Annotated in this window: 26 protein-coding genes and 1 other RNA gene; 3 read left to right on the forward strand and 24 right to left on the reverse strand. The window is 34.4% G+C overall.

Annotation, left to right across the window (positions count from 1 at the left end; genetic code table 11):
- Window positions 1-110 precede the first annotated feature (110 nt).
- The 16 genes from ssrA to RYK07_RS02665 all read right to left on the reverse strand — a co-directional run bounded on the left by ssrA (window position 111) and on the right by RYK07_RS02665 (window position 14,734).
- Window positions 111-478, reverse strand: a transfer-messenger RNA (tmRNA) gene (ssrA, locus tag RYK07_RS02590).
- Window positions 479-546: 68 nt separating this feature from the next.
- Complete coding sequence (locus tag RYK07_RS02595; protein WP_314852255.1) at window positions 547-726, reverse strand: hypothetical protein; 180 nt, start codon at window positions 724-726, stop codon at window positions 547-549.
- Between the two features lie 35 nt (window positions 727-761).
- Window positions 762-1,175, reverse strand: a complete 414-nt coding sequence (locus RYK07_RS02600) for an EamA family transporter (RefSeq protein ID WP_314852257.1) — start codon at window positions 1,173-1,175, stop codon at window positions 762-764.
- A 107-nt stretch (window positions 1,176-1,282) separates the two neighbouring features.
- On the reverse strand, window positions 1,283-2,008 hold the full coding sequence (locus RYK07_RS02605; protein ID WP_314852258.1) for a histidine phosphatase family protein: 726 nt from the start codon (window positions 2,006-2,008) through the stop codon (window positions 1,283-1,285).
- 65 nt (window positions 2,009-2,073) lie between these two features.
- Window positions 2,074-3,621 carry a ribosomal protection-like ABC-F family protein gene (gene abc-f, locus RYK07_RS02610; RefSeq protein WP_314852260.1) on the reverse strand — a complete coding sequence of 516 codons (1,548 nt, stop codon included), beginning with the start codon at window positions 3,619-3,621 and terminating at the stop codon, window positions 2,074-2,076.
- 116 nt (window positions 3,622-3,737) lie between these two features.
- Entirely contained in the window at window positions 3,738-5,450 is a 1,713-nt protein-coding gene (locus RYK07_RS02615; RefSeq protein WP_314852261.1) for an ABC transporter ATP-binding protein, read from the reverse strand.
- Window positions 5,451-5,453: 3 nt separating this feature from the next.
- Window positions 5,454-6,848 carry an MATE family efflux transporter gene (locus RYK07_RS02620; RefSeq protein ID WP_314852263.1) on the reverse strand — a complete coding sequence of 465 codons (1,395 nt, stop codon included), beginning with the start codon at window positions 6,846-6,848 and terminating at the stop codon, window positions 5,454-5,456.
- Window positions 6,849-7,273: 425 nt separating this feature from the next.
- A complete protein-coding gene (gene rpmG / locus RYK07_RS02625; protein ID WP_005607156.1) occupies window positions 7,274-7,426 on the reverse strand; it encodes a 50S ribosomal protein L33 in 153 nt (50 codons plus the stop codon).
- 187 nt (window positions 7,427-7,613) lie between these two features.
- Window positions 7,614-8,558: a thioredoxin-disulfide reductase gene (trxB, locus tag RYK07_RS02630; protein ID WP_314852265.1), complete on the reverse strand. Its 945-nt coding sequence runs from the start codon at window positions 8,556-8,558 to the stop codon at window positions 7,614-7,616.
- Between the two features lie 99 nt (window positions 8,559-8,657).
- Window positions 8,658-9,578 (reverse strand): UTP--glucose-1-phosphate uridylyltransferase GalU, encoded by a 921-nt coding sequence (galU, locus tag RYK07_RS02635; protein WP_314852266.1) that lies wholly within the window; start codon window positions 9,576-9,578, stop codon window positions 8,658-8,660.
- Window positions 9,575-10,618 (reverse strand): NAD(P)H-dependent glycerol-3-phosphate dehydrogenase, encoded by a 1,044-nt coding sequence (locus tag RYK07_RS02640; RefSeq protein ID WP_314852268.1) that lies wholly within the window; start codon window positions 10,616-10,618, stop codon window positions 9,575-9,577. Before RYK07_RS02640 ends, galU begins: the two co-directional genes overlap by 4 nt.
- Window positions 10,619-10,630: 12 nt before the next feature.
- Window positions 10,631-11,479 (reverse strand): prolipoprotein diacylglyceryl transferase, encoded by an 849-nt coding sequence (gene lgt / locus RYK07_RS02645; protein ID WP_314852270.1) that lies wholly within the window; start codon window positions 11,477-11,479, stop codon window positions 10,631-10,633.
- Window positions 11,480-11,490: 11 nt separating this feature from the next.
- A complete protein-coding gene (gene hprK / locus RYK07_RS02650; protein WP_314852272.1) occupies window positions 11,491-12,423 on the reverse strand; it encodes an HPr(Ser) kinase/phosphatase in 933 nt (310 codons plus the stop codon).
- 177 nt (window positions 12,424-12,600) lie between these two features.
- Window positions 12,601-12,948 carry a phage holin family protein gene (locus RYK07_RS02655; RefSeq protein WP_314078264.1) on the reverse strand — a complete coding sequence of 116 codons (348 nt, stop codon included), beginning with the start codon at window positions 12,946-12,948 and terminating at the stop codon, window positions 12,601-12,603.
- 4 nt (window positions 12,949-12,952) lie between these two features.
- Window positions 12,953-13,231 (reverse strand): PspC domain-containing protein, encoded by a 279-nt coding sequence (locus RYK07_RS02660; RefSeq protein ID WP_314680031.1) that lies wholly within the window; start codon window positions 13,229-13,231, stop codon window positions 12,953-12,955.
- A gap of 27 nt (window positions 13,232-13,258) precedes the next feature.
- Window positions 13,259-14,734 (reverse strand): DUF4097 family beta strand repeat-containing protein, encoded by a 1,476-nt coding sequence (locus tag RYK07_RS02665; protein ID WP_314852275.1) that lies wholly within the window; start codon window positions 14,732-14,734, stop codon window positions 13,259-13,261.
- Window positions 14,735-14,903: 169 nt separating this feature from the next.
- Between RYK07_RS02665 and RYK07_RS02670 the strand changes: the two genes are divergently transcribed.
- The 3 genes from RYK07_RS02670 to rsmI are packed head-to-tail and all read left to right on the forward strand — an operon-like array spanning window position 14,904 to window position 16,851.
- Window positions 14,904-15,650, forward strand: a complete 747-nt coding sequence (locus RYK07_RS02670; RefSeq protein WP_314852277.1) for a tRNA1(Val) (adenine(37)-N6)-methyltransferase — start codon at window positions 14,904-14,906, stop codon at window positions 15,648-15,650.
- Between the two features lie 5 nt (window positions 15,651-15,655).
- Window positions 15,656-15,967, forward strand: coding sequence for a GIY-YIG nuclease family protein (locus RYK07_RS02675; RefSeq protein WP_314852278.1), 312 nt, complete (start codon window positions 15,656-15,658; stop codon window positions 15,965-15,967).
- Window positions 15,964-16,851, forward strand: coding sequence for a 16S rRNA (cytidine(1402)-2'-O)-methyltransferase (gene rsmI, locus RYK07_RS02680; protein ID WP_314852280.1), 888 nt, complete (start codon window positions 15,964-15,966; stop codon window positions 16,849-16,851). Before RYK07_RS02675 ends, rsmI begins: the two co-directional genes overlap by 4 nt.
- A gap of 566 nt (window positions 16,852-17,417) precedes the next feature.
- On the opposite strand, the gene RYK07_RS02685 is transcribed toward rsmI, so the two are convergent.
- From RYK07_RS02685 to RYK07_RS02720, 8 genes are all read right to left on the reverse strand, one after another.
- Window positions 17,418-18,197: a sulfite exporter TauE/SafE family protein gene (locus RYK07_RS02685; RefSeq protein WP_314852282.1), complete on the reverse strand. Its 780-nt coding sequence runs from the start codon at window positions 18,195-18,197 to the stop codon at window positions 17,418-17,420.
- On the reverse strand, window positions 18,178-19,050 hold the full coding sequence (locus tag RYK07_RS02690; protein WP_314852284.1) for a formylglycine-generating enzyme family protein: 873 nt from the start codon (window positions 19,048-19,050) through the stop codon (window positions 18,178-18,180). The genes RYK07_RS02685 and RYK07_RS02690 overlap by 20 nt, the downstream gene beginning before the upstream one ends.
- On the reverse strand, window positions 19,050-20,507 hold the full coding sequence (locus tag RYK07_RS02695) for an arylsulfatase (RefSeq protein WP_399546282.1): 1,458 nt from the start codon (window positions 20,505-20,507) through the stop codon (window positions 19,050-19,052). Before RYK07_RS02695 ends, RYK07_RS02690 begins: the two co-directional genes overlap by 1 nt.
- Window positions 20,508-20,955: 448 nt before the next feature.
- Window positions 20,956-21,312 (reverse strand): initiation control protein YabA, encoded by a 357-nt coding sequence (locus RYK07_RS02700; RefSeq protein ID WP_314852287.1) that lies wholly within the window; start codon window positions 21,310-21,312, stop codon window positions 20,956-20,958.
- A gap of 15 nt (window positions 21,313-21,327) precedes the next feature.
- Complete coding sequence (gene holB / locus RYK07_RS02705; protein ID WP_314852289.1) at window positions 21,328-22,287, reverse strand: DNA polymerase III subunit delta'; 960 nt, start codon at window positions 22,285-22,287, stop codon at window positions 21,328-21,330.
- A gap of 1 nt (window position 22,288) precedes the next feature.
- Entirely contained in the window at window positions 22,289-22,618 is a 330-nt protein-coding gene (locus tag RYK07_RS02710) for a cyclic-di-AMP receptor (RefSeq protein ID WP_314852290.1), read from the reverse strand.
- A gap of 1 nt (window position 22,619) precedes the next feature.
- Window positions 22,620-23,276 carry a dTMP kinase gene (gene tmk, locus RYK07_RS02715; protein WP_314852291.1) on the reverse strand — a complete coding sequence of 219 codons (657 nt, stop codon included), beginning with the start codon at window positions 23,274-23,276 and terminating at the stop codon, window positions 22,620-22,622.
- 127 nt (window positions 23,277-23,403) lie between these two features.
- Window positions 23,404-23,700 carry a rhodanese-like domain-containing protein gene (locus RYK07_RS02720; RefSeq protein WP_314852293.1) on the reverse strand — a complete coding sequence of 99 codons (297 nt, stop codon included), beginning with the start codon at window positions 23,698-23,700 and terminating at the stop codon, window positions 23,404-23,406.
- Window positions 23,701-23,720: the final 20 nt, after the last annotated feature.

A 23,720-nucleotide genomic window follows, 5' to 3' on the forward strand; every position in this document is an offset into this window, starting at 1 on the left:
ATATACACTTTACCTGTATAAGACTTTCCTAAAAACATTGAATATTTTAAAAAATCAAAGGCTTAGAAACGTTGAAAAAACAACATTTCTAAGCCTTATTCATCGTAAAAAAATGGAGCCGAGGGGAGTCGAACCCCTGTCCAAATATATCGACACAATCAAATCTACATTCATAGTTTATCGATTTAGAGTTTCGCTACTGATTAGCTGATAAACAAGCATCATCTTAAGCTAGCCTGATCATCTCTGTTTCACTTAGACAGACGGAAAAGTGAACCGTATCCCACTAATAATGAGACCTGGACCCAAGCACATGGGCGATGCCGGACAGATCTTAGCTTGCAGGTATTAAGCTGCGAAAGCTAAAGTGTTTGTTTGTTGTTTGTCAGTTATATTTAACTGTAACGTTTTTACGTAGCCGTAACCTACGAAATGCATTGAAAGCTCAACCTATACCTGTCGAATCCGTAACGACCCCGTATATTCTTTTATACTAACAAAAAATCAACCTTCACGCAAATGATAACTATTCACTCTATCATGAATTTATCCTGAAAAAATAAACAGTAATTCATTAATAATAATCACTCCGACAAATGAAATAACTAAAATCAACAGTGGCACACGAATATCTTCTGCCCGGAATCCCTTATACACGACTACTACAAAATCAATCATCATTGTTAACGCAAAAATTCCCATCATCATATTCAAAAATTGATTCACAGCAACACTTCCTTTCTATCCAGTAAATTTCTACACTACCATACCATTAAAACAGTTCCTGCAGTAATCAATCCACAACCAATCAACGTTTTAACCGTTAGCGTATCTTGTAAAAAAATAACTGCGAGAAATACCGTAATCACAATACTTAACTTATCAATCGCTGCTACTTCTGCTACACTTCCTAATTGCAATGCTCGATAATAACATAACCAAGATGCTCCTGTTGCTAGTCCTGATAAGATTAAAAATATCCAACTTTTCTTACTAATCTCGCTTAATCCAGCCTGTTGATTCGTGACAAATACCATCAACCATGACATTGCGACAACGACTACTGTTCGAACTGCCGTTGCCAAATTAGAATTCACTGCATTAATTCCAATCTTCGCTAAAATTGAGGTTAATGCTGCAAAAAATGCCGATAATAATGCAAATACCATCCACATATTTAGTCCTTCTTTCTTCTACAAAATAGAAATGACTTTTCTAAATAGTATCGTCCTGCATCATCTGGCATTCTTGACTACTTTTAGAAAAGTCATTTTAACTTTCTTTATTTTTCAAATAATGTCATTGGTAGTAATGAGAAATCACGCTCTACCGCTTCTTTTCTCAACGCAAAATGACTTGTTTGATTTAATGCTTTCAAATGATATTGTCCATTTGAATATTCCACAATGTTTAAAGAAGAATTATCAATCATATCTGATAATTTAAAATCAGGAATTAATTCATGTAAAATATTACGAATCGTCATTCCATGGCTAACAATTAGAATATGTTGATTTGTATCACGATGTTTATCAATTAATTTAATTAACCCTTGTTCTACACGAGTCCAAAATTCCATAAAATTTTCTCCGATATGGTCTGGATCCATTGCTTTAATTTGATTCATCTCTTCAATTACATTTCTACCATCATTTTGATCAAAGGTACGTTGTAATGTTTTATACAAATTCGTCCAAACTTCTGTTGCATTTTGTCCTTCTAAGCTTCCAAAACACACTTCACGGAATTCTGGCATCATTTGTAAGCTTAATTGATCTCGTAAAGGATGATCTCTTAATACTAATTGAGCTGTTTCAATTGTTCTTCTTAAATCACTCGTGTAAACTGCGTGAAATGGAATATCTCTCATTCCTAATCCAGAACGGATGGCATCTAATCTACCTTCTTTTGTTAATGGAGTATCTGCCCATCCTTGAATTTTATTGTATCGATTAAAAACTGTCTCGCCATGTCTCATGAAATATAATGTAACGCCTTTATCTGCCATAATATTTCCTCCTCAAATCATTTGCTACTACCATTGTACTCAATTTTGCTCAAAAAATCATATATTTAAGATGAAAGTTTTGAAAAATCCCAAATATCGGTTGCTAAACCTTCATAAAACTCTGGTTCGTGGCAAACCATTAAAATACTACCCTTATATTCTTTTAAGGCACGTTTTAATTCGTCTTTAGCATCTACATCTAAGTGGTTCGTTGGTTCGTCTAACACTAATACATTCGATTCATCATTCATTAATTTACAGAAACGAACTTTTGCTTGTTCTCCCCCACTTAATACTTGAATTTGACTTTCAATATGTTTACTTGTTAATCCACAACGAGCTAATGCAGCACGAACTTCTGGTTGTGTCATCGATGGGAATGTATCCCAAATTTCTTCCAAGGCTGTTTTACGATTTCCTTGAGGAGTTTCTTGTTCGAAATAGCCTAAATCAATATAGTCTCCACGAGTAACTTTTCCTTCTAACGGCTTAATAATGCCTAATAAACTCTTTAATAAAGTCGTTTTCCCAATACCATTTGCTCCGACAATCGCAATCTTTTGTCCACGTTCCATTTCTAAATTCAATGAACCCGTTAAAGCACGATCGTATCCAATGACTAATCCTTCTGTTTGGAAAATATAACGACCTGGAGCACGAGAAGTTTTGAAATCAAACTTAGGTTTTGGCTTCTCACTCGCTAGCTCAATGACTTCCATTTTATCTAATTTCTTCTGACGTGACATCGCCATATTACGAGTAGCTACACGAGCTTTATTACGATTTACAAAGTCTTTCAAATCTGCAATTTCTTTTTGTTGACGATTATAAGCCGCTTCTAATTGAGATTTCTTCATCGCATACACTTCTTGGAATTGATCATAATCTCCTACATAACGACTTAATTCTTGATTATCCATATGGTAAATTAAGTTGACAACACTGTTTAAAAATGGAATATCATGCGAAATTAAAATAAATGCATTTTCGTATTCTTGTAAATAGCGTTTTAACCATTCAATATGTTCCACATCTAAGTAGTTCGTTGGTTCATCTAATAATAAAATATCTGGTTTTTCTAATAATAATTTTGCAAGTAAAATTTTTGTACGTTGTCCACCACTTAATTCACTCACATCACTATCCATGCCAAATGCTACAACACCCAAAGCACGAGCCACTTCATCGATTTTTGCATCTAAAATATAAAAATCATGACTGTCTAAACGCTCTTGAATTTCTCCAACTTCTTCTAACATTGCATTCATAGAAGCTTCATCTGCATCGCCCATTGCCATATATAATTCATTCATACGAGCTTCTGCCACAAATAAATCATCAAACGCTTTACGTAATACTTCTCGAACCGTCATTCCTTTTTCTAAAACAGTATGTTGATCTAAATAACCAACTTTCACATTTTTAGACCATTCGATTTTTCCTTCATCTGGTTGAAGTTTGCCCGTTACAATATTCATAAAAGTGGACTTACCTTCACCGTTGGCTCCGACTAATCCAATATGTTCCCCTTTTAATAAACGAAAACTAACATCATTAAAAATGGCACGTTCCCCAAATCCATGGGTTAATTTTTCTACATTTAAAATACTCATTGATTTTCTCCTTCAAATTTCTCTGGGTCATTGTATCATATTTACAAGAGGAATATCAAAGTATAGGTGGAAAATAAAAAAACTTTGCTACTATCGCAAAGTTTTTTTCTCTTTCATTACGCAAATTGTGCATGATACAAATCAGCGTAAATACCATTTTTCTTCAATAATTCCTCATGCGTTCCATCTTCTGCTAAACCATCTTCTGTAACTACAATAATACGGTCTGCATGTTGAATGGTTGCTAGGCGGTGCGCAATAATAAAAGTCGTTCTTCCTTTTGCAAGTTCATCAAAGGATTGTTGGATGAATTTCTCCGTTTGCGTATCTAATGCACTTGTCGCTTCATCCAAAATTAAAATCGAAGGATTTTTTAAGAAAATACGAGCAATCGATAAGCGTTGTTTTTGTCCACCTGATAGTTTGACCCCACGTTCTCCGATTTGCGTATCCAATCCAAACTCTAAATCATCAACGACTTCTCTTAATTTAGAACGCTCAATTGCTTCTTCTACTTCTTCATCCGTTGCATCTAATCGTCCATACAATACATTTTCACGAATTGTTCCATTAAATAAAAATACATCTTGCTGAACAACGCCAATTTGACGTCTTAACGATTGCATTGTAAAGTTTCGAATATCTTGCCCATCGATTAAAATTTCTCCCTTTTGTAATTCATAAAAACGAGGTAATAAATTCACCAATGTTGTTTTTCCTACACCAGAAGGCCCGACAAAAGCAACGGTTTCTCCCTTCTTCACATCCATTGAAACATGTTCCAAGACTGCTTTATTTTCTTCATATCCAAAACTTACATTGCGATAAGAAATATCTCCTTCAAAATGAGGAGCTTCGATTGCATCAGGTCGATCTTGAATATCCGGTTCGATAGCCATTAATTCTTGATAACGACGGAATCCAGCAACTCCTTTTGGATATAATTCAATCATCGAATTCATTTTATCAATAGGTCGAACAAATACATTTGCTAGTAAAATATAACCCACCAATTCTCCCGCAGTCAGTTGCCCTGTAACAGTAAAATACGAACCTAGCATTAACGTAAATAAATTAATACTACGCATTAATAAATAATTAAATGAACTACTTGAACCCATTGTTTTATAAAACTGAATTTTATTCGTACGATATTCTTGAATTAATTCTTCAAATAATTGTTGTTCATGTTCTTCATTGGCAAAAGCTTTTACCACTCGCATACCACTTAAAACATTTTCCAAACCAGCAGAATAGTGAGCTAGTCCTTTATAAATTTGACGATTAATCGCTGACATTTTTCGATTGAAAACAGCTAAAGCAATCGCTAAAAATGGAACAAACACAATTGTCCATAAAGCTAATGTTGGTTGAACTTGATACATTAATACAAACGAACCAATTAACGTCATAATAGCGATAAATAATTCTTCAGGACCATGATGCGCTAATTCACTAATATCAAATAAATCACTTGATAAACGGCTTAATAATTCCCCAATTTTCATATTATCAAAAAATGAAAATGATTGCTTTTGAATATGTGCAAATAAGTTTCTTCTCATATCCGTTTCTATATTAATTCCTAATAGATGCCCGAAAGCTACGACAATATAATTTAATATCGTAGAAGTCGCGTATAGAAGCACTAAACTAAATCCTACTACTAAGATAATTCCAACATTCTGTTGTGGTAACACTTCATCAATGACGCGATGAACCATTACGGGAAAGGCTAATTCTAAAATTGCCACAATAACCGCACAAGTAAAGTCTAATAAAAATAATTTTCGATATGGTTTATAATATTTAATAAATTCTTTTAACATCTACTAACTCTCTCCTTTTGCATAATGCATACTACTCCAGTCTTTCCATTTATAAACTAAATGTCCATATAAAACAGTTAAAGCATTCGAAAGTAACATCGCAATCCAAATACCTGTCGCACCTAACTCTGTTAGACTTCCTAATATCCAAATAATCGGTAAACGAGCCACCCATAAACGACCAATTGACATATTCATCGAATATTTTGTTGCACTACAACCTTGGAAAAACCCACTATAAGAAGAAAACATCCCCATAAAGAAAATAATGAATGCTGTATAATATAAATATTCAACCGCACTATTCCAAAGAACTGTATCAGACACATCTTTAATAAAGATATGCAGCAGAGCATCTTGCCACATAAAAATGGCGACACTTCCAAGTGCAGAAATGAGTAACACCCAAATCAATGCTCGTTTGAAAATCGCATGAGCCCGTTCAAATAATCCTGCTCCCATGTTTTGCCCAATGATAGCCGTCAAAGCAGACCCAATTCCCATTTGCGGTTGCGTTAAAATATCTGAAATACGATTAACCATTGAATACGCTGCAAGAACAGACGTACCGTATGACTGAATTAATCCATTTAAGACAGTAAATCCAAACGCAGCTCCTCCATATCCAAATGCAGAAGGCCATGCTACTTGTAATATCTTACGAATAACGGACGCATCATAATTCACTTCATACAACGGAACATGAATTATAGACTCTCTTCTAGTAGCCATAATCGCTAAAACTAATAAAATTATTTTCGCTATCACCGTTGCCCATGCGGCTCCTTCAATCCCAGCATTTAATCCAGGAATTTGAGTAAAAGGAATGGTTGCAAAAATAAATATCGGATCTAACAGAACATTCGTGATAGATGAAATCGTACTAACCACTGTAATTACTCTTGTTCTACCTTGCGCATTCAGTAACGCTTGATATCCAAAATAGGCAAAATCAAAGAACAATCCAATAAAATTAATTTTCAAATACGAAGTCGACTTCTCATAAAAGACGCCACTGGCTCCCATCCATTCGACAAACTGACCCGCAAAAATATAGCCAATAGTCGACAATATAAACCCAAAAACAAAGGTTAATGCCATCGTATTCCAAGTATATTTTTTGGCCATTTTTAAATCATTTGCTCCAAAATATTGAGCAATAAGAGCCGTTGCTCCAACACTAATTCCCAATCCAATTGAGATAAATAAAAAATTTAACGGCCAAATAAACGCAGTCGCCGCAAAATCTTCAGCAGACAACTGAGCTACATACAATCCATCCGTTAAATTATATAAAGTTCGAATTAAATTATTTATCATTAAAGGAGTGGCAATCGTCAAAATGACTCGTTTAATATTTCCACTCGTTATAAAATTTTTTGTATTCTGTTTCTCCATTTTAATCACCTTTAACAGTATACAAGATTTTAAAGGATTAAGGTAGTGTTATGGTAATTCTAATATTATGAGGTAAAATCAAAAATTCGTACGAGATAAAAAGAGAACTGGATTTTTTATAGCATCAAACGCATGAGACCGCAGGGCTACTGCCGTCCTTTACTACTATATCAAAAAATCCACTTTACATACGCTCTCCCATACGGTCAAAAAAAAAGAGAAATGATTTTTTATAGTAGCAAACACATTAGTAGCCACTTGGTGGCTACTAATGTTAGGAAAATTCGAGACTAAGGCTCGAATTTTAGCCATGAAACCGAAGATTTGCTGCCGTCCTTTACTACTATATCAAAAAATCCATTTCTCGCTCATAACAAGAAAAAAAGGCCAAGCTTCGCTCGACCTTCCATTTACTTTTCTCGAAATTACTTTTTAGTTTCTTTGAAAACAACGTGTTTACGTAATTTTGGAGAATATTTTTTTAATTCTAAACGTTCTGGGTTGTTACGTTTGTTTTTGCTTGTTAAGTATAAACGTTCACCTGTTTCAGCACATTCTAATAAAATGTTGATACGCATGAATGACACCTCTCATTTCCAAATAGATTCAATAACTCATCGATTTTTTTACGATTTGCCTGTTTATAATAACAAAATCCTAGACCTTTGTCAACGGCTCTACAACAAATTCCCAATAATTTGTTCCTTCGTAAAGTTTCAAAGTAACTTCTAGTCATTCGACAAATCTAATAATAATTTTCGTCTCTTATTCCGCTAATTTTTCCTTAATAGCTTCCACATAGTGATATGTTTCGTTTCCGGCAATTCCACCATCACCAACAGCTGTTGTAATTTGTCTTAAATGTTTTTGACGCACATCCCCTACTGCATAAATACCAGGAATGCTTGTTTCCATTTTTTCATTTGTGACAATCCAACCTTCTTCATTTGTAATACCTAAATCTTTAAATGGTTCTGTCAACGGTAATAAACCAACATAAATAAATACTCCCGCAGCTTCTACTTGAGAAAGTTCCTGAGTTTGAGTATCTCTCAATGTAACATGAGTCACTTTTTGCTCATCTCCTGAAATTTCTTCTACAGCTTTATTCCATAAAAAGTCCATTTTTTCATTCGCAAACGCGCGATCTTGTAAAATCTTTTGTGCACGTAAAGCATCTCTACGGTGAACAATCGTCACTTTATTTGCAAATTGTGTTAAATAAGTTCCTTCTTCAACTGCGGAGTCTCCTCCACCAATAACTAATAAATCACTACCTTTGAAGAAAGCTCCATCACATACCGCACAATAAGAAACGCCTCTTCCTGAATATTCTTCTTCTCCAGGGACTCCTAATTTACGGTGATAAGAACCAGTTGCAATCACTACTGCATAAGCGGCATATGATTTTTTACCAGCGTGAACAATACGTAAATCTCCATCCACTTCAATGCCACTTACATTGCCATAAGCATATTCTGCACCAAATTGCATTGCACCTTTATACATATTATCTGCTAAATCTGGTCCGCTAATATTTGAAAATCCTGGGTAATTTTCTACATCAGAAGTATTTAATAACTCTCCTCCTGGAACTCCTTTTTCTAAAATCAATGTTTTTAAGTTCGCACGTGAAGCATATAATGCTGCTGTCATCCCTCCAGGTCCTGAACCAATAATAATCACATCATAAATTGTTCTTTCTTCCATCGTTGCGTCTCCTTTACCTTTAGTTATAAAAGAAGACTGAACAAAAACTACTGCTCTTTGCAATTTTTGTTTGTTCAGTCTTTTAATGTCTATTCTATTTTATTCTTTTTCAGCTGATTCAACAACTTTCTTGCTTGAAGATTTTCCTTCTAAACGATGTGCCAAATCAATAATATAATCTTTTAGTTCATCCTTAATTTCTGGATGCTCTAATCCAAACTCGATACTTGTTGTCATATAGCCAAGTTTATTTCCAACATCGTATCTTGTACCTTCAAATTTCTTCGCAAATACACGTTGTGTTTGGTTTAATGTATCAATCGCATCTGTTAATTGAATTTCTCCACCTGCTCCTGGTTCTTGTTTTTCTAAAATATCAAAAATTTCAGGAGTTAATAAGTAACGACCAATAATCGCTAAATTACTTGGTGCATCTTCTGGTTTTGGTTTTTCTACAAAGTGACGAACATTATACATATTATCTGCTACTTTGCTTTCTGGTTCGATAATTCCATATTTGTTTGTATCTTCCATCGGAATTTCCATTACTGCAATATTTGAAGCATGAGTTTTTTCATATCCTTCAATTAATTGTCTTGTTAATGGTACTTCTGCTTTAACAATATCATCCCCAAGCATTACCACAAATGGTTCTCCACCAATAAAGGCTTTTGCTTGTAATACAGCATCTCCAAGTCCTTTAGGATAAGATTGACGAACAAAGTATAATTTAATCCCTGTTGTTTCTTGAACTAATTCCAATAATTCAGTTTTTCCTTTTGATTCCAAATTAGATTCTAATTCAATATTTGAGTCAAAGTGGTCTTCAATTGGACGTTTACTTTTACCAGTAACAATTAAAATTTCTTCAATGCCTGAAGCCAATGCTTCTTCTACAATATATTGAATTGTTGGTTTATCTACGATTGGTAACATTTCTTTTGCCATCGCTTTTGTTGCAGGCAATAATCGTGTTCCTAAACCAGCTGCTGGAATAACTGCTTTTTTTACTCTTTTCATTGTAACCCCTCCATTTGTTCTTGATGTGATTTTAATGATACTTCTGATTTTCTTTCTCTTTCCATCAATTGTAAAACTTCTGTTTTAATATTTTTTCCATTATATAAAATATTGTAAACAGCGTTCGTAATTGGCATTTCAATTCCTTTTTCCTGGGCTAATTCATAAGCTGCTTTACACGTTTGAACACCTTCAACAACCATGCCCATATTTTCTAGGACATCTTCTAATGATTTTCCTTGACCTAGTTGATCTCCTGCACGCCAGTTTCTAGAATGAATACTTGTACAGGTTACAATTAAATCGCCCACTCCACTTAACCCAATAAACGTTAGTGGATCTGCTCCAAAAGCAATTCCTAAACGACTAATTTCTGCTAATCCACGAGTCATTAAAGCAGCCTTAGCATTATCGCCATAGCCTAAACCATGTAAGGCTCCCGCTCCTACTGCGATAACATTTTTCAATGCTGCTCCTAATTCAACTCCAATAACATCCGTATTCGTATACACTCGGAAATAAAAATTACTAAACAATTGTTGTACAATTTTTGCAGATGATAATTCAGCACAAGCTGCAGTAATCGTTGTTAAATCCTTTTTAGCAACTTCTTCCGCATGACTTGGCCCAGAAAGTACGACAATCTCTTCATACTTTTCTCTCGGTAATTCTTGTTTTAAAATTTCAGAAATTCTCAAATAACTTTCTTGCTCCAATCCTTTACTCGCATGAATAATCACAGGATTGCCTTCTAATAAAGGAGCTACTTGTTTAGCTACTAAACGATTAACCTTAGTTGGAAGCACAAACAAAACGGCATTTGCCCCTGATAATGCTTTTGCTAAATCTGTTGTAGCATGAATCTCTTCATTTAGAATGACTTCAGGTAAATATTGATGATTTGTATGATTTGTATTAATTTCTTCAATTTGAGAAGCATTATTTCCCCATAAACATACATCGTGACCATTATCTTTTAAAACCATAGCCAATGCTGTTCCCCAAGAACCCGCTCCTAAAATTGCAATTTTTTGTTTCATAAACTGACTCCTTTAAATCCATAAATCCGATGATTTTGGATCATCAACGGATACATAAGTAGGTCGCTGTGGATGATTTTTTCTTTGCATCCATACCCAAACAATTGCTCCAATCACTAGGACTAAAGATAATGCTTGAGAAATACGAATCACTCCAAATAGCCATAAACTATCCGTACGCATTCCTTCAATGACAAAACGACCGCATCCATACCAAATTAAATAGGTCGCTGCAATTTCTCCAACTTTGATAGGAGCTTTCTTTCTTAAAACTAGTAATAAAATAACCCCTAAAGCTGACCATAAAGATTCATATAAAAAAGTTGGATGATAATAAACACCATTAATATTCATTTGCTCAATAATAAAACTTGGTAAATGAAGATTTTCTAGAAATTGTCTCGTAACTTCTGCTCCATGAGCTTCCTGATTCGTGAAATTCCCCCAACGTCCAATAGACTGTGCTAACAATACAACAGGCGCTAAAATATCTAATAACAAAATAAAGGAAACTTCTTCTTTTTTACAAAACCAATATGTTGTCAATGCTCCCGCAATTAATCCACCATAAATGGCAATTCCGCCTTCCCAAATTTTAATAATATCAATTGGGTTAGAAATATAATGTTTCCATTCAAACAAGACATAGTATAATCTCGCTCCTAAAAAAGCTAATGGAATGGCCCAAAATACTAAATCAACTACAAAATCTTTACGAAATCCTTTTTTAGTTGCTTCTCTATCTGCTAGAGTAGCTGCAATATAAATCGCTGAAGCAATAATAATGCCATACCAACGAACTTGCAAACTACCAATTTCAATGGCTATAGGATTAATCGTTTGAAGTAAAATTTCATTCATACAATCGCCTCCTAATGTTCGCTGTTTTCAGCGATTAACTGTTCTAAACGTTCTGTAAATGTTTTTGTAGCATCAAATCCCATTTTTTTCGCACGGAAATTCATCGCAGCAACTTCTAAAATAATAGAAACATTTCGACCAGTTTTTACAGGAATTCTCATTTTTGGAATGCTTACTCCCATCACTTCGGTCGTTTCAACAGCTCTTCCTAAACGATCATATTGTTTATCTGGTGTCCAATTTTCTAAATGTACTAATAAGTCTACTTGTTTCGTATCTAAAATAGCTCCTGCACCAAATAATGTCATTACATCAACAATTCCGATTCCACGAATTTCAATTAAGTTATTTAAAATTTCTGGAGCCTCACCAACAAGCGTTAACTCATCGTGTTGGTATAATTCTACTCGGTCATCGGCTACTAGACGGTGACCTTTTTGAACTAATTCTAAAGCTGTCTCAGATTTACCAACACCACTTTCACCAGTAATGAGCATTCCAATTCCATAGACGTCCACTAATACGCCGTGCATTGACGTACGAGGAGCTAATCTACTTTCTAAATAGTTTGTAACACTACTCGACACATGAGTGGTTCTTGAACTCGCTTGTAAAATTGGAATTTTTGCTTCCTCTGCTGCTTCAATTAATTCTTCAGGAGGTAATAATTTTCTAGACACTACAAAGCACGGTGTGTCAGGCGTACATAATCGACGCATTGTTTTTAATCTTGTACGTGAAGATAATTGCTCAGCAAATGATAATTCTGTTCTTCCTAATAATTGTATTCTTTCTGCTGGATAAAAGTTAAAGTATCCTGCTAATTCTAAGCCTGGTCTTGAAATTTCACTAGTTGTAATTTCACGATCTAAATATTCTAAACCATGTAATGGTTTTAAATGAAGTTTTTCAGCCAGTTTTTCTACTGTTACGATTGATTTCATATCATCCCTCATTTTCTACTTATTCTAGTCTATCATACCACATTTTTACACTTCTCGGGTAATGCTATACCAAATCTTTATAGATTCTCTAATACTTTTCTAAGTCCAGATAACTGAAACAAAAAATGACTCTCCACAGTAGCTGTTTATTACTACTCATGAAAAGTCATTTTTATCCTAATAATATTCTTCCTCCTTGAAGAAATTTTCAACAAATTTTCTAAAAATATTTAATAATACACTGACAACGATTAACATCCAAAATGATGTAACGTGAATCCCTGGGACAATTCCCATCATTAACCACAGCATTAGCGCATTAATAATTAACATAAACACACCAAAACTTGCCGCAATTAATGGAATAAAGGCAATCATCAAAATCGGTCTCACGACAACATTTAAAATCGATAAAACAATCGCCGCAAACAAAGCTGACCCCCAATTGGTTACAACAAATTGAGGAAGCAATGCTGCAATGACCATAAATCCTACTGTGTTAATAGCGATTTTTCTTAAAAACATTTACCTAGAAGTCACTCCAATCAGAATCATCTTCTTCGACTTTTCGAGCTTCTTTTCTTGGTCGATAATTTGGATCATAATAGTTTCTATTCACCGGTCTTTTTTCGGACGGCATAATAATCGCTAATAAAATATATAATAAGATTGGCATTCCTGACCATGTTAGAAATACAAAGATGACTCTTAAAATACTTGCGTCAACATCTAAATATTCTGCTATTCCTCCAATAACCCCTGCTAATATACGATTATCTTTTGAACGCATTAATCTTTTTCTTTTCATAATGTTCTCCTTTTTACGAATTTATCTCTATTGTACCGAATTTAACGTCACACTTCCAGTCGTTGTTTTCCCAGTAATTCTAACAGGAACTACTTCTTTTTGTCTTCTTAAAACAACGGAATGACTTGTCACTGTTTTTTCATGTTTAATGACTTCATATTGTGCATCATCATAATGTAATTTTCCTAGTGATGTACTTAAAGCTGCTTCTAATTCTACTGATTCTGGCACGTCTAAATGTACACTTCCATTGACCGTTTTAGCTAGAATTTGTTTGGCATTTGGAGATACTTTCTTCACTTTAATAGAACCATTCACTGTTTTTAGTGTTACACTTTCTGCTTCTGCATCAAAAATAATATTCCCATTTGTTCCATCTAAAATGGAATCTTTAAATTGTCCATCCAATTGTTTAATCGTTCCGTTTTTACTTGTAAGTTCTAACATCGTTCCACTCACATTTTTAACAGAAACTTCTCCATTTTGTGATTCTGCATAAAAATCTTTTCCTGTGAAATCTTTCATTCGAATCCCACTATTCAATCCTTTGACACTGACATAATCATAGTCTTTTTCTGGGAAAACAAAAGTCACATCGGCATAAACTTTTTTACTTGGAATAAAGAATTTAAATGTATCGTTCTCTAGACTAACATTCATTCGCTCATTGATATATTGTTCAATTTCTTCTTCCGTTTCAAACTCTTCATTTAATCGAAATTCTCCTTCAATCGTTACAGTTGATTGAGGTGCTGTTTTCATTTTGATATCACCATTTGCCACTTTAATTTCAATAATTCCAATTTCTCCAAACTCTTCTTCAAATGCATACGAATGATTGGTTTTATAGAAAAATGGAGACATCGTTGAAAAACTTGGATGATCTTTAATCGTAACACTTACATTACGAGCTGTTTCAGCAGCTGCTTTCGCAAATTGTCCTGCAAAGCGTCCAATGATTCCTCCTAATTGTGATAAAGAATCGCTTGTTGTTTGTTGCCAATCTGTTTCTTCAATTTTTTGTTTAGCTTTTTTAAGTTTTTCGTCCAACTCTTCTTTTTTCAATCGTTTCATATCCTCTTGTGCTGCTTTTTTCTCTTCTTCTAAACTTCTTTGTTGAGAACGTAAGACTTCTAACTCTTCAGTGAGTCTTTGTAATTCCATTTCTTGTTCTACAGTTAGTTTGTCTAATGCTTTTGCTGTATGAAGTTCTTCAATTCGTTCTTCTTTTTGTTTTACTTGTTGATTTACTTGATTTAATGTTTCAAATTCTTCATCAAATTCACTTGAAAAATTTGTGACAACAGATGCGAGGCTATCTAAAACTGTATCGAATCGTTTTTCATCTTCTTTTTGGTAAGTAGATGCATCTTTTTTCTCTTGCTCACTCACTTTTGAAGCTTCTCCTTGATTTTTTCCTAGCTCTTCTAATAAGGAAATTGCTTCTTGCGAGCTAATCACTCCTTTTTTAACTAAATCTAAAATACGTTCTTTTTCATTCATATCGGATTCCTCCATTTGTTTACTAATTTCATTTACAAGATTATTATGCCTTTTTCCTTTTCAGATGTCATAGGTCTTAAGTTTGATTCTTAAAAATATATTTTTGTGCAGAGTTTTCTCTTCTATGCTAAAATAAACCTACTATATTGGATAAATGTAAGGAGCCTTTATGACGATTGAGTTAAAACCACATGAAAGATTAGATAGATTAGAACGAGAAAATATTGATATTATCCAAAGTTCAGAAGTATTTTCCTTTTCAATTGATGCAGTATTATTAAGTGACTTTGCTACTATCCCTCAGCAAAGAAAAGCAACGATTGTAGACTTATGTACAGGAAATGGAGTCGTCAGCTTTTTACTCAGTGCTAAAACAAAAAATAAAATTATCGGCGTTGAATTACAAGACGCATTATGTGATATGGCAAATCGAACCATTCAACTCAATCAACTAGAAGAAAAAGTAGAAATACTCCAAGCAGATGTTCGAGAAATTACAACAGTACTAAAAAAAGACTCCATCGATTACATCACGTGTAATCCTCCGTATTTCAAATTACAAGAACAAGCTCTCGTCAATCAAAAAGAAGCTTTCACCATTGCTCGTCATGAAATCCATTTACCTTTAGAAGAATTGCTACAAAATATATCCGGATTACTAAAGATGAAAGGTAAAGCCTTTATTGTTCATCGTCCAGATCGTCTGACAGATATTTTAACAACGGCAAGACAATACCGACTAGAGCCGAAACGGATTCAGTTCATTCATCCAAAAGAAGGAAAAGAAAGTAATATTGTCCTCATCGAACTGATAAAAGACGGACAACCGGGTGGCGTTCGTATTTTACCACCGATTACTATTTTCAATGAAAATAATGAATATACAGATAAATTAAAAGAAGTATTATGGGGTTAACTAAGATGGGAACACATTTTATATATGTTGCCTTATGTAAGGATAACACTTTATATACAGGATATACGACAAATGTAGAAAAAAGAATCGCTGCTCATAATAACGGAACAGGAGCTAAATATACAAAAACAAGACGTCCTATTACCCTATTATATGCTAAAGAATATGCTACAAAATCCGAAGCGCTGAAAGCAGAATATGCTTTTAAACAACAAACACGTATCCAAAAAATAAACTATCTAACAGGGCAAGGTGTGAAAATACGAAAAACATCTAAACCTATCATTCAATTATTACAACAGGAGGAACTAACATGAGACAAAAAAGTTTTGAAGAATCCCCTTATGGAAAGTTGTACTTAATTCCTACTCCTATTGGGAATTTAGACGATATGACTTTTCGTTCCATTAAAACATTACAAGAAGTCGATTTTATTCTTGCGGAAGACACAAGACATACTCAAAAATTATTAAATCATTTTGAAATCCAAACTCCACAAAAAAGTTTCCATGAACATAACACACAGGAACGAATTCCTTCTGTTATTGAATGGTTAAAAGAAGGGGAAAATATTGCCCAAGTCAGTGATGCCGGAACTCCTTCGATTAGCGATCCAGGATTTGAACTTGTTCAAGCTTGCATTCAAGAAGGAATTGCGGTTATTCCATTACCGGGTGCTAATGCTGCCATTACTGCACTTATTGCATCTGGATTAGTTCCGCAACCATTTTATTTTTATGGATTTCTTCCTAGAAAGAAAAAGGATCGAGTGGCTGAGTTAACTGCTTTATCGAGTCATAGCGAAACGGTGATTTTATATGAGTCTCCTTATCGTTTAGAAGATTGTTTTAGTCTGATTGCTCAAGTCTATGGTGAAGAAAAAGAAGTGGTTTTATGTCGAGAATTGACGAAAAAACATGAAGAATTTATTCGTGGAACTGCTTTAGAGTTGAAAACACTCTGTGAGGAAGAAGAATTGAAAGGAGAATGTTGTATTTTAATTGGGACTACTCGTCCTGAAGATGTAACAACGAGTGTTGCTACAGAAGAGACTGCTTCTTGCGAACATTTAAGTTTAGAAGAACAAGTACAATGGGCAATGGAACACCAACAACTTTCTCAAAAAGACGCCATTAAATGGGTGGCAAAACAAAACCAACTAAAAAAACAAGACGTTTATAAGTTGATTCACCAAGAATAAGCATAACTAAAAATAGACAAGACTTTTTTAGCCTGCAAGGTCGCCAGCAGCCTCGCCCTGCGAGTCTCATGGCTAAAATTCGAGCTTCGGTCTCGAATTTTACCTGTCATATAATCCAATATGTATATTGGATTATATGACTTTAGCGGCAAAAAAGTCTTGTCTATTTTTCTTATTCATCTTTCACATTAAATCCGAACAAAATTCTCGATATTTCTAAGAAGTTATTATATCTCGTATCTTATTTCCTTTTAGATTTTTTACAATAGTTTTTGCGATTCTTCTCACAATAAATCACAAAATCTCTTCTTTTTAATATAACTTACACTATCATCAATAGTTTTCCTATATTCTGTACCCTCAAGTACTTTTCCAACTTTGTGTTGTTAATTCAAAATAAAAAACTAGAACAGACTTTTTTTAGTAGCAAAAGTAATATTATCCGATATATATCGGATAATATTACAGGGGAATTTCGAGACCGAGGCTCGAAATTTAGCCATGAGACAGCGTTAGCTGGCTGCTGGCGACCTTGCAATTAAAGGAAGTCTGTTCTAGTTTTTAAATTACAACCGCTGATATACATTATATAAATTAATAAATAGTAAGACGATCATCAATAAATGGTAACAAGTTAGTACTTGTTGGTGGGTTAATTTCTTTTGAATTTTTGTTCCAAAATATCCCCCTAAAAATGCAAAAACAATAATCAAAATCACCAATAACCCATTCCATTCAATCTGATGCAAATGCGTTACAATCGAACCCATTTTCATAATTTGCGCAAAGAAAATCATTTGAATCGAATAAAATGCTGCTTCTTTTGATTTCATCGAAAAGAAATATAATAACAGCACAATATTCAAAGGCCCTCCGCCAATTCCAAGAAAGACAGATACTAAACCTACACTCCACCCTAAAACCATAATCCCAAATAAATGGTTTAAAGAATGTGTCGAAATTTTTTCTTGGAAAAAAGCATACACAATAATTCCCAAAAGAATAATCACTAATAAAATCGATTGAGATAGACTAACGAATCGATTTCCCCAATATTGTAAAGCCATCTGGAAAATTTGTTCACCAGATAGTCCTCCTATAATTGAACCTATCGAAAGCCCCAATGAGATTTTTCGCTGACTATTTTTTACATCATCCCATCTTTTATAGAGCGAAACAATACACATGGAAAATACTGCAATCGTCGAATACACACTAATCATCACTGCTTGATCTAACCCAACAAAATCAAAAGCAGGTTTAATAATAATTCCTCCACCTAATCCCGTTATTGCGCCAATAAAGGTCGCAATCCAGACGATGATGCTATAAATTGCTACGTACATATGATTCCTCCTCAAAACGGACACAACGAAATCCCATATGACTTGTTGTAGACGTTACAAAGGCGCCATTTCTAGCAGCTACTCGATATCGATTACAATAGGAACAATGACATAAAAAGGATCCCCCACGAATGGCAAATTCTCCACTAGGTTTGATTGAATCCAGAGAGATTCTCTCTTCTACTAAAGGTAAAACAATTCCTCTTGGATGACTACACCATTCCCAAACATTTCCAATCATTTGATACAATCCAAAATCATTCGGTTCAAATGAATACACAGGAGCTGTTCCTACAAATCCATCTAATGCATCATTGACATTTGGAAAATCTCCTTGCCATGTGTTTGCACGGTAGCCTGATTCAGGTACTAAATCCTCTCCCCAAGGATAAGTACTCGTACTCATTGCTCGTGCTGCATATTCCCATTGCACTTCAGTTGGTAATTGCACCTTTGCCCATCGACAATATGCAATAGCATCTTCTAATGCAATATGAACAACTGGATGATCTTCAATTCCCTCTATACTAGAACCTTCTCCAAATGGCTGTGCCCAATGAGCGTTTGGCACGACTTTCCACCAAGGAGAGCCTGTTACATGAGGATAATTCTCCCTTTTTTCCTCAGGCAATAATAAATGAAATACATAGGAATCTCCTAATCTCTCCGCCAAAGTTTGATAACCAGTTGCTTGTACAAATTCTAAAAATTCTGCATTTGTTACTGGAGTTTTTGCCATTTCAAATGCATGAACTTCTTTTTCAACAGCTGGGCCTTCATAATCTTCTACAAATCCTTGATGAGTAGAATCTCCCATTAAGAATTTCCCTGCTGGTATTTGAACAAATTCCATTATGCTTCCTCCTTATAAAGAGTCGCACGAATCGCTTCTACTGGCACTTGGTGTAATTGTCCATCTTTTACAAATCCTTCCGGACGATTTTGTAAATACTGTACTAATTTCGCTGTTAACTCTTCGATAACTGGAGCATAACTTTCTTCTGTTATTAAATTCTTCATTTCATTTGGATCCGTTGGCATATGGAATAATTGAAATTCATTCTTTACAGGATACCAAATGAATTTCCAATCTTGAGTTAAGACAAATTGACAAGAATCTTCTCCCTTACTATGTTCCCCATGGAAATCTTGTCTCCAACCTTCATAATGTCCAAATAATAATTGCTTCACACTCTTTCCATCCACTTCTACATGTTCTCCAAGTGCTAAATCCACTAATGAAGGGAAAATATCTTGTAATTTTACTAATTGTTTAATCGTTTTGTGACTGGCTGCAATAATATTTCCTGGATCATAAATAAACGATGGAACTTTAATACTTCCTTGATAAGGGTACGCTTTTCTAAATAAATAATGTTCTCCTAATTGATCCCCGTGATCGGATACGAACCAAATAATCGTATTTTTATCTAAATCAAATTCTTCCAACGCTGTTAAGAAACGGCTAATTTGATTATCGATATGAGAAACTAATCCATAATAAGCCGCTAACATTCTTTTTTGAGCGTCTGGTTTTAATTTTCCACGATGAGCATATAAGTCTGGTATTTTTTCTTCTAGTCGTTCCCAGTTTCCAATATGCAAATCTGTTTCATCTGGCAATGCATCTATATATAAATCATAAAAATATTTTGGAGGATTTAAAGGTGCATGAGGTTTTTCAAATGACATTTTTAAGAAAAATGGCACAGAAGGATCTCGACGTTTTAAAAATTGAATAGATTCGCTAACTACCCAGTTTGTTGGATGATATTTTTCTGGTAATTCCCAAGGACGAACATCCCACGAATTACAATTGACACCATCATCAATCATATCAATATCGTGGCCCAATTCTTTTTTCAAAAATTCTAAATAATCACTAGAAGCTTCAAAGTTTTGTCCATAAGCTTTCTCATATTTTCGATCGACATGTAAATACCCATCATGTAATACAACATGGTCAAATCCCATTCTTTTTCTTGAAGGGTAAACGTGCATTTTCCCAATACACTCTGTTTGGTATCCCCAATCTCTAAATGTTTGAGGTAATGTATTCGTATAATTCCAAGGAACTTCGTCTTCATACCCTACACGACCCGTAGAAGACTGATCCATTCCGGTTAATAAGGCTGCACGTGCTGGTACACAACTCGGAACAGGAGAATAGGCTTGTTCGAAATTATATCCCAAAGAAGCCATCATATCTAAAGTTGGTGTTATCGCAAAATGGTTTGGATCATTAAAAGATAGCGCATCGGCTCTCATTTGATCCACCATTAATAAAATAACATTTGGTTTTTGTTTCATATCTTTCACTCCTATTTCTTACGTATATTTATTATATACGATTGTATTTTTGATAGAAAGATAAAAAGAACGATAAATATTGCTTGTTTTTATAAATATATTGTTTTCTTTGACAAAAAACGAATACTAGAATCCCAGAAATTTCCTAAAAGTAGCAAGGTCGCCAGCAGCCTCGCAAAGCGAGTCTCATGGCTAAAATTCGAGCCTTGGTCTCGAATTTCCCCTGTAATATAAGCCATCATGGCTTATATTACTTTTGCTACGGAGAAATTTTCTGGGATTCTAGTATTCTATGTCATTTATGTATCTATTAAATATCATGAACGAAATCAAAATGACAAACTAAAAAACACCTTTCCCATAGCAGTAGAAACATGAGACTCGCATTTGCGAGGCTGCTGACGTCCTTGCTACTAATAGAAAAGTGTTTTTTTATTCTGTTATTCTATTATTGTTTTTCACTAAATAAAATTTCTGTACAAAACATGCAGTTTTCATCGTTTTCACGACGTTTTCCATAATAAAAATTACAAATATGGAATCCTTGGTCGTAAATATTTTCCAAATTAATTAATGACTGACTGCGTTTTTTCTTTTGTTCCACCTGCTCATTGGATTGACCCGCTGGAACAGATTCGTCGATGGTATCTAATCGTTCTTTTAAGTGAAGATTTTCCATCGTTAAATTATGATTTTCTTCAATGACCACTTGTAATTCTTGACTAATTTCTTCTAACAATTCTAATTGTTGATGAACTTGTCTTTTTAATTGTTCTACTCGGTCATATAATTGACGATTCGTCATACCATCTCTCCTTTCTTACTTAGGAATCATTAATACCCATTGTTCCAGGGCTGCTTGTATTCCTACATTTGATTGCACTTTTTCTAAAACTCTACTTGTCTTTTCATGCAATTCAATCCATTTTTGTACAGATAACTGATTCGCAATTGTTTGTAAAGTAGCTGCTTTATCTTTTTGAATCATTTGCTCTTTAGCACCAATTGCCATATAAAGAGAATCTCTCACATAAATGGATAATAATTCTAAAAAACGTTGACCTTCAGCCTTTGAAGTTAGTAACGGCATCATTTGAGACTGAATTGTTACAAATGACATCGAACGATTTTGGAACACTCGTGTATACCATTGCCAGCTATCTTGACGCAATTGTTGGAATGATTCACTGTTGGCTAATTCTAATGCCTCATCCAAATCACTTGTCAGTGTTGCTAATAAACGAGAGACAGAAGGAATTACTCCTGCTTCTTCTAATTGGTTCGTTAAAGTCTCCATAACGGGCGTTGCAAAATGAACAATTTGGCAACGAGATTGAATCGTTGGTAATACTTTGCTAAGTCGGCTTGTTAATAATAAAAATAATATCGAAGACTCTGGTTCTTCTAAAAATTTTAACAAACTATTGGCTGCTCCAGTCGTTAATGTATCCACATCATGGATAATACATACTTTCATATGCCCTTCCATTGCTGTTTTGGATAATTGTTGTTTCAATTTTCTCATTTGGTCTACTTTTAACGTTTGTCCATCCGGAGTAATCTCCATGACATCAGGGAAATTTCCCTCATCAATTCTTCGGCAATAATCACACTTTAGACAAGGTTCTTCATGGTCAGCTCGTTCTTGGCAAAAAACTAATTTGGCAAGAAATAGAGCTAGTTCTCTTTTCCCAACTCCTTGCATTCCTTCAAATAAATACGCATGACCTAAACGATTTTTTTGAACTGCGTGAATAAAAGATTGCTTCAACATGTTCATATTAGAAACGGTAGAAAGCTTCTACTGGAACAACGAATACTGTTGCACCACCTACACGAATTGGAACAGGCATAGACATTCCAGCTTCTAAGGTTGTATCCAAGTGTACCGGAGGAGTTGTTAATTGTTCTCTTGATTCGCAGTTTTCACGAATAATTGTTAGAACTTCTTCCACACGTTCTTCTTCAATCCCTACTAAGAATGTTGTGTTTCCTGCTCGTAAAAATCCACCTGTTGTTGATAAACGAGTTGCACGAACATTTGCATTTGCAAACTCATCGCTTAATAAATGACTATCTTTGTCTTGTACAATCGCAATAATTAATTTCATATTATCTCTCTCCATTCGTAAAATATTCTGGATAACGTTCTACTAAAGCTGTTAAACATTCTTGCACAACTTCATCCACTGTTTTTGTTGCATCAATTTGGATAAAACGTTCAGGATCTGTTGGAATAATATCCAAATATCCTTGACGAACCATTTTGTGGAATTGTAATCCTTCTTGATCTAATCGGTCAAATTGACGATTCCCTTTTGCTAAATGAATTCTTTCTAATCCAATTTCAGCTGGAACATCTAAATATAAAGTCACATCTGGTGTTTTCCCCGCTGTTGCAAATTGATTTAATTGATATACTGCTTCGACACCAATTCCACGAGCTACTCCTTGGTAAACTAATGAACTGTCTACAAAGCGGTCGCAAAATACAATGCCACCTTTTTCTAAATTCGGTAAAATTCGATCCGTTAAATGTTGTCTTCTTGCAGCTGCATATAAAATTGCTTCTGTTCGAACATCCATTTCTACATTTTGAACATCTAAAATAATTTGTCGAATATCTTCTGCAATTCGACTTCCTCCAGGTTCTCGAGTAGAAGTAATTGTCACATTTGTTCGTTCTTCTAATAATGGAATTAGCTTTTCAATCACAGTTGTTTTTCCTGCTCCATCTGGGCCTTCCATTGTAATAAATAATCCCGGCACAATACTCCTCCTAGTTTCGCAAATTCTATTTCATTTTATCATATTTTCCAATGAACTTAAATTCAAAACTGAATATTCGATTGAAATTTGAGAAGCTGAGAGTAATCTACTGCATAAAAAAATTTCTTTATTTAGCAACTTCACCTTGCCACTCATTCATGCCACCAGTTACATTGACCACATCAAAACCTTGCGCTTCCAAAAATTCGCACGCTCTGGCAGAACGCCCCCCTGCTTGACAAACAACATAATACGGTTGATTTTTATCTAAATTCGTATAGCTTGTGCCTAATTCACTTAACGGAAAATTATCTGCTCCTGGAATATGTCCAGCTTGATATTCATCCTTTTCACGAACATCAATTAAAACAACTTCCTCTGATTGTTTAACTGTTTGAAATTCTGCTGCTGAAATATTTTTCATCTTCCTAACCCCTTTTAATC

Source organism: uncultured Granulicatella sp. (genome assembly GCF_963528315.1).
GTDB lineage: Bacteria > Bacillota > Bacilli > Lactobacillales > Aerococcaceae > Granulicatella.

What these genes read in the sequence shown, in the direction of transcription:
- RYK07_RS02600 (WP_314852257.1), bottom strand. Translation starts at nt 1,175, where the DNA reads ATGTGGATGGTATTTGCATTATTATCGGCATTTTTTGCAGCATTAACC.
- RYK07_RS02605 (WP_314852258.1), bottom strand. Translation starts at nt 2,008, where the DNA reads ATGGCAGATAAAGGCGTTACATTATATTTCATGAGACATGGCGAGACA.
- abc-f (WP_314852260.1), bottom strand. Translation starts at nt 3,621, where the DNA reads ATGAGTATTTTAAATGTAGAAAAATTAACCCATGGATTTGGGGAACGT.
- RYK07_RS02615 (WP_314852261.1), bottom strand. Translation starts at nt 5,450, where the DNA reads ATGTTAAAAGAATTTATTAAATATTATAAACCATATCGAAAATTATTT.
- RYK07_RS02620 (WP_314852263.1), bottom strand. Translation starts at nt 6,848, where the DNA reads ATGGAGAAACAGAATACAAAAAATTTTATAACGAGTGGAAATATTAAA.
- rpmG (WP_005607156.1), bottom strand. Translation starts at nt 7,426, where the DNA reads ATGCGTATCAACATTTTATTAGAATGTGCTGAAACAGGTGAACGTTTA.
- trxB (WP_314852265.1), bottom strand. Translation starts at nt 8,558, where the DNA reads ATGGAAGAAAGAACAATTTATGATGTGATTATTATTGGTTCAGGACCT.
- galU (WP_314852266.1), bottom strand. Translation starts at nt 9,578, where the DNA reads ATGAAAAGAGTAAAAAAAGCAGTTATTCCAGCAGCTGGTTTAGGAACA.
- RYK07_RS02640 (WP_314852268.1), bottom strand. Translation starts at nt 10,618, where the DNA reads ATGAAACAAAAAATTGCAATTTTAGGAGCGGGTTCTTGGGGAACAGCA.
- lgt (WP_314852270.1), bottom strand. Translation starts at nt 11,479, where the DNA reads ATGAATGAAATTTTACTTCAAACGATTAATCCTATAGCCATTGAAATT.
- hprK (WP_314852272.1), bottom strand. Translation starts at nt 12,423, where the DNA reads ATGAAATCAATCGTAACAGTAGAAAAACTGGCTGAAAAACTTCATTTA.
- RYK07_RS02655 (WP_314078264.1), bottom strand. Translation starts at nt 12,948, where the DNA reads ATGTTTTTAAGAAAAATCGCTATTAACACAGTAGGATTTATGGTCATT.
- RYK07_RS02660 (WP_314680031.1), bottom strand. Translation starts at nt 13,231, where the DNA reads ATGAAAAGAAAAAGATTAATGCGTTCAAAAGATAATCGTATATTAGCA.
- RYK07_RS02665 (WP_314852275.1), bottom strand. Translation starts at nt 14,734, where the DNA reads ATGAATGAAAAAGAACGTATTTTAGATTTAGTTAAAAAAGGAGTGATT.
- RYK07_RS02670 (WP_314852277.1), top strand. Translation starts at nt 14,904, where the DNA reads ATGACGATTGAGTTAAAACCACATGAAAGATTAGATAGATTAGAACGA.
- RYK07_RS02675 (WP_314852278.1), top strand. Translation starts at nt 15,656, where the DNA reads ATGGGAACACATTTTATATATGTTGCCTTATGTAAGGATAACACTTTA.
- rsmI (WP_314852280.1), top strand. Translation starts at nt 15,964, where the DNA reads ATGAGACAAAAAAGTTTTGAAGAATCCCCTTATGGAAAGTTGTACTTA.
- RYK07_RS02685 (WP_314852282.1), bottom strand. Translation starts at nt 18,197, where the DNA reads ATGTACGTAGCAATTTATAGCATCATCGTCTGGATTGCGACCTTTATT.
- RYK07_RS02690 (WP_314852284.1), bottom strand. Translation starts at nt 19,050, where the DNA reads ATGGAATTTGTTCAAATACCAGCAGGGAAATTCTTAATGGGAGATTCT.
- RYK07_RS02695 (WP_399546282.1), bottom strand. Translation starts at nt 20,507, where the DNA reads ATGAAACAAAAACCAAATGTTATTTTATTAATGGTGGATCAAATGAGA.
- RYK07_RS02700 (WP_314852287.1), bottom strand. Translation starts at nt 21,312, where the DNA reads ATGACGAATCGTCAATTATATGACCGAGTAGAACAATTAAAAAGACAA.
- holB (WP_314852289.1), bottom strand. Translation starts at nt 22,287, where the DNA reads ATGAACATGTTGAAGCAATCTTTTATTCACGCAGTTCAAAAAAATCGT.
- RYK07_RS02710 (WP_314852290.1), bottom strand. Translation starts at nt 22,618, where the DNA reads ATGAAATTAATTATTGCGATTGTACAAGACAAAGATAGTCATTTATTA.
- RYK07_RS02720 (WP_314852293.1), bottom strand. Translation starts at nt 23,700, where the DNA reads ATGAAAAATATTTCAGCAGCAGAATTTCAAACAGTTAAACAATCAGAG.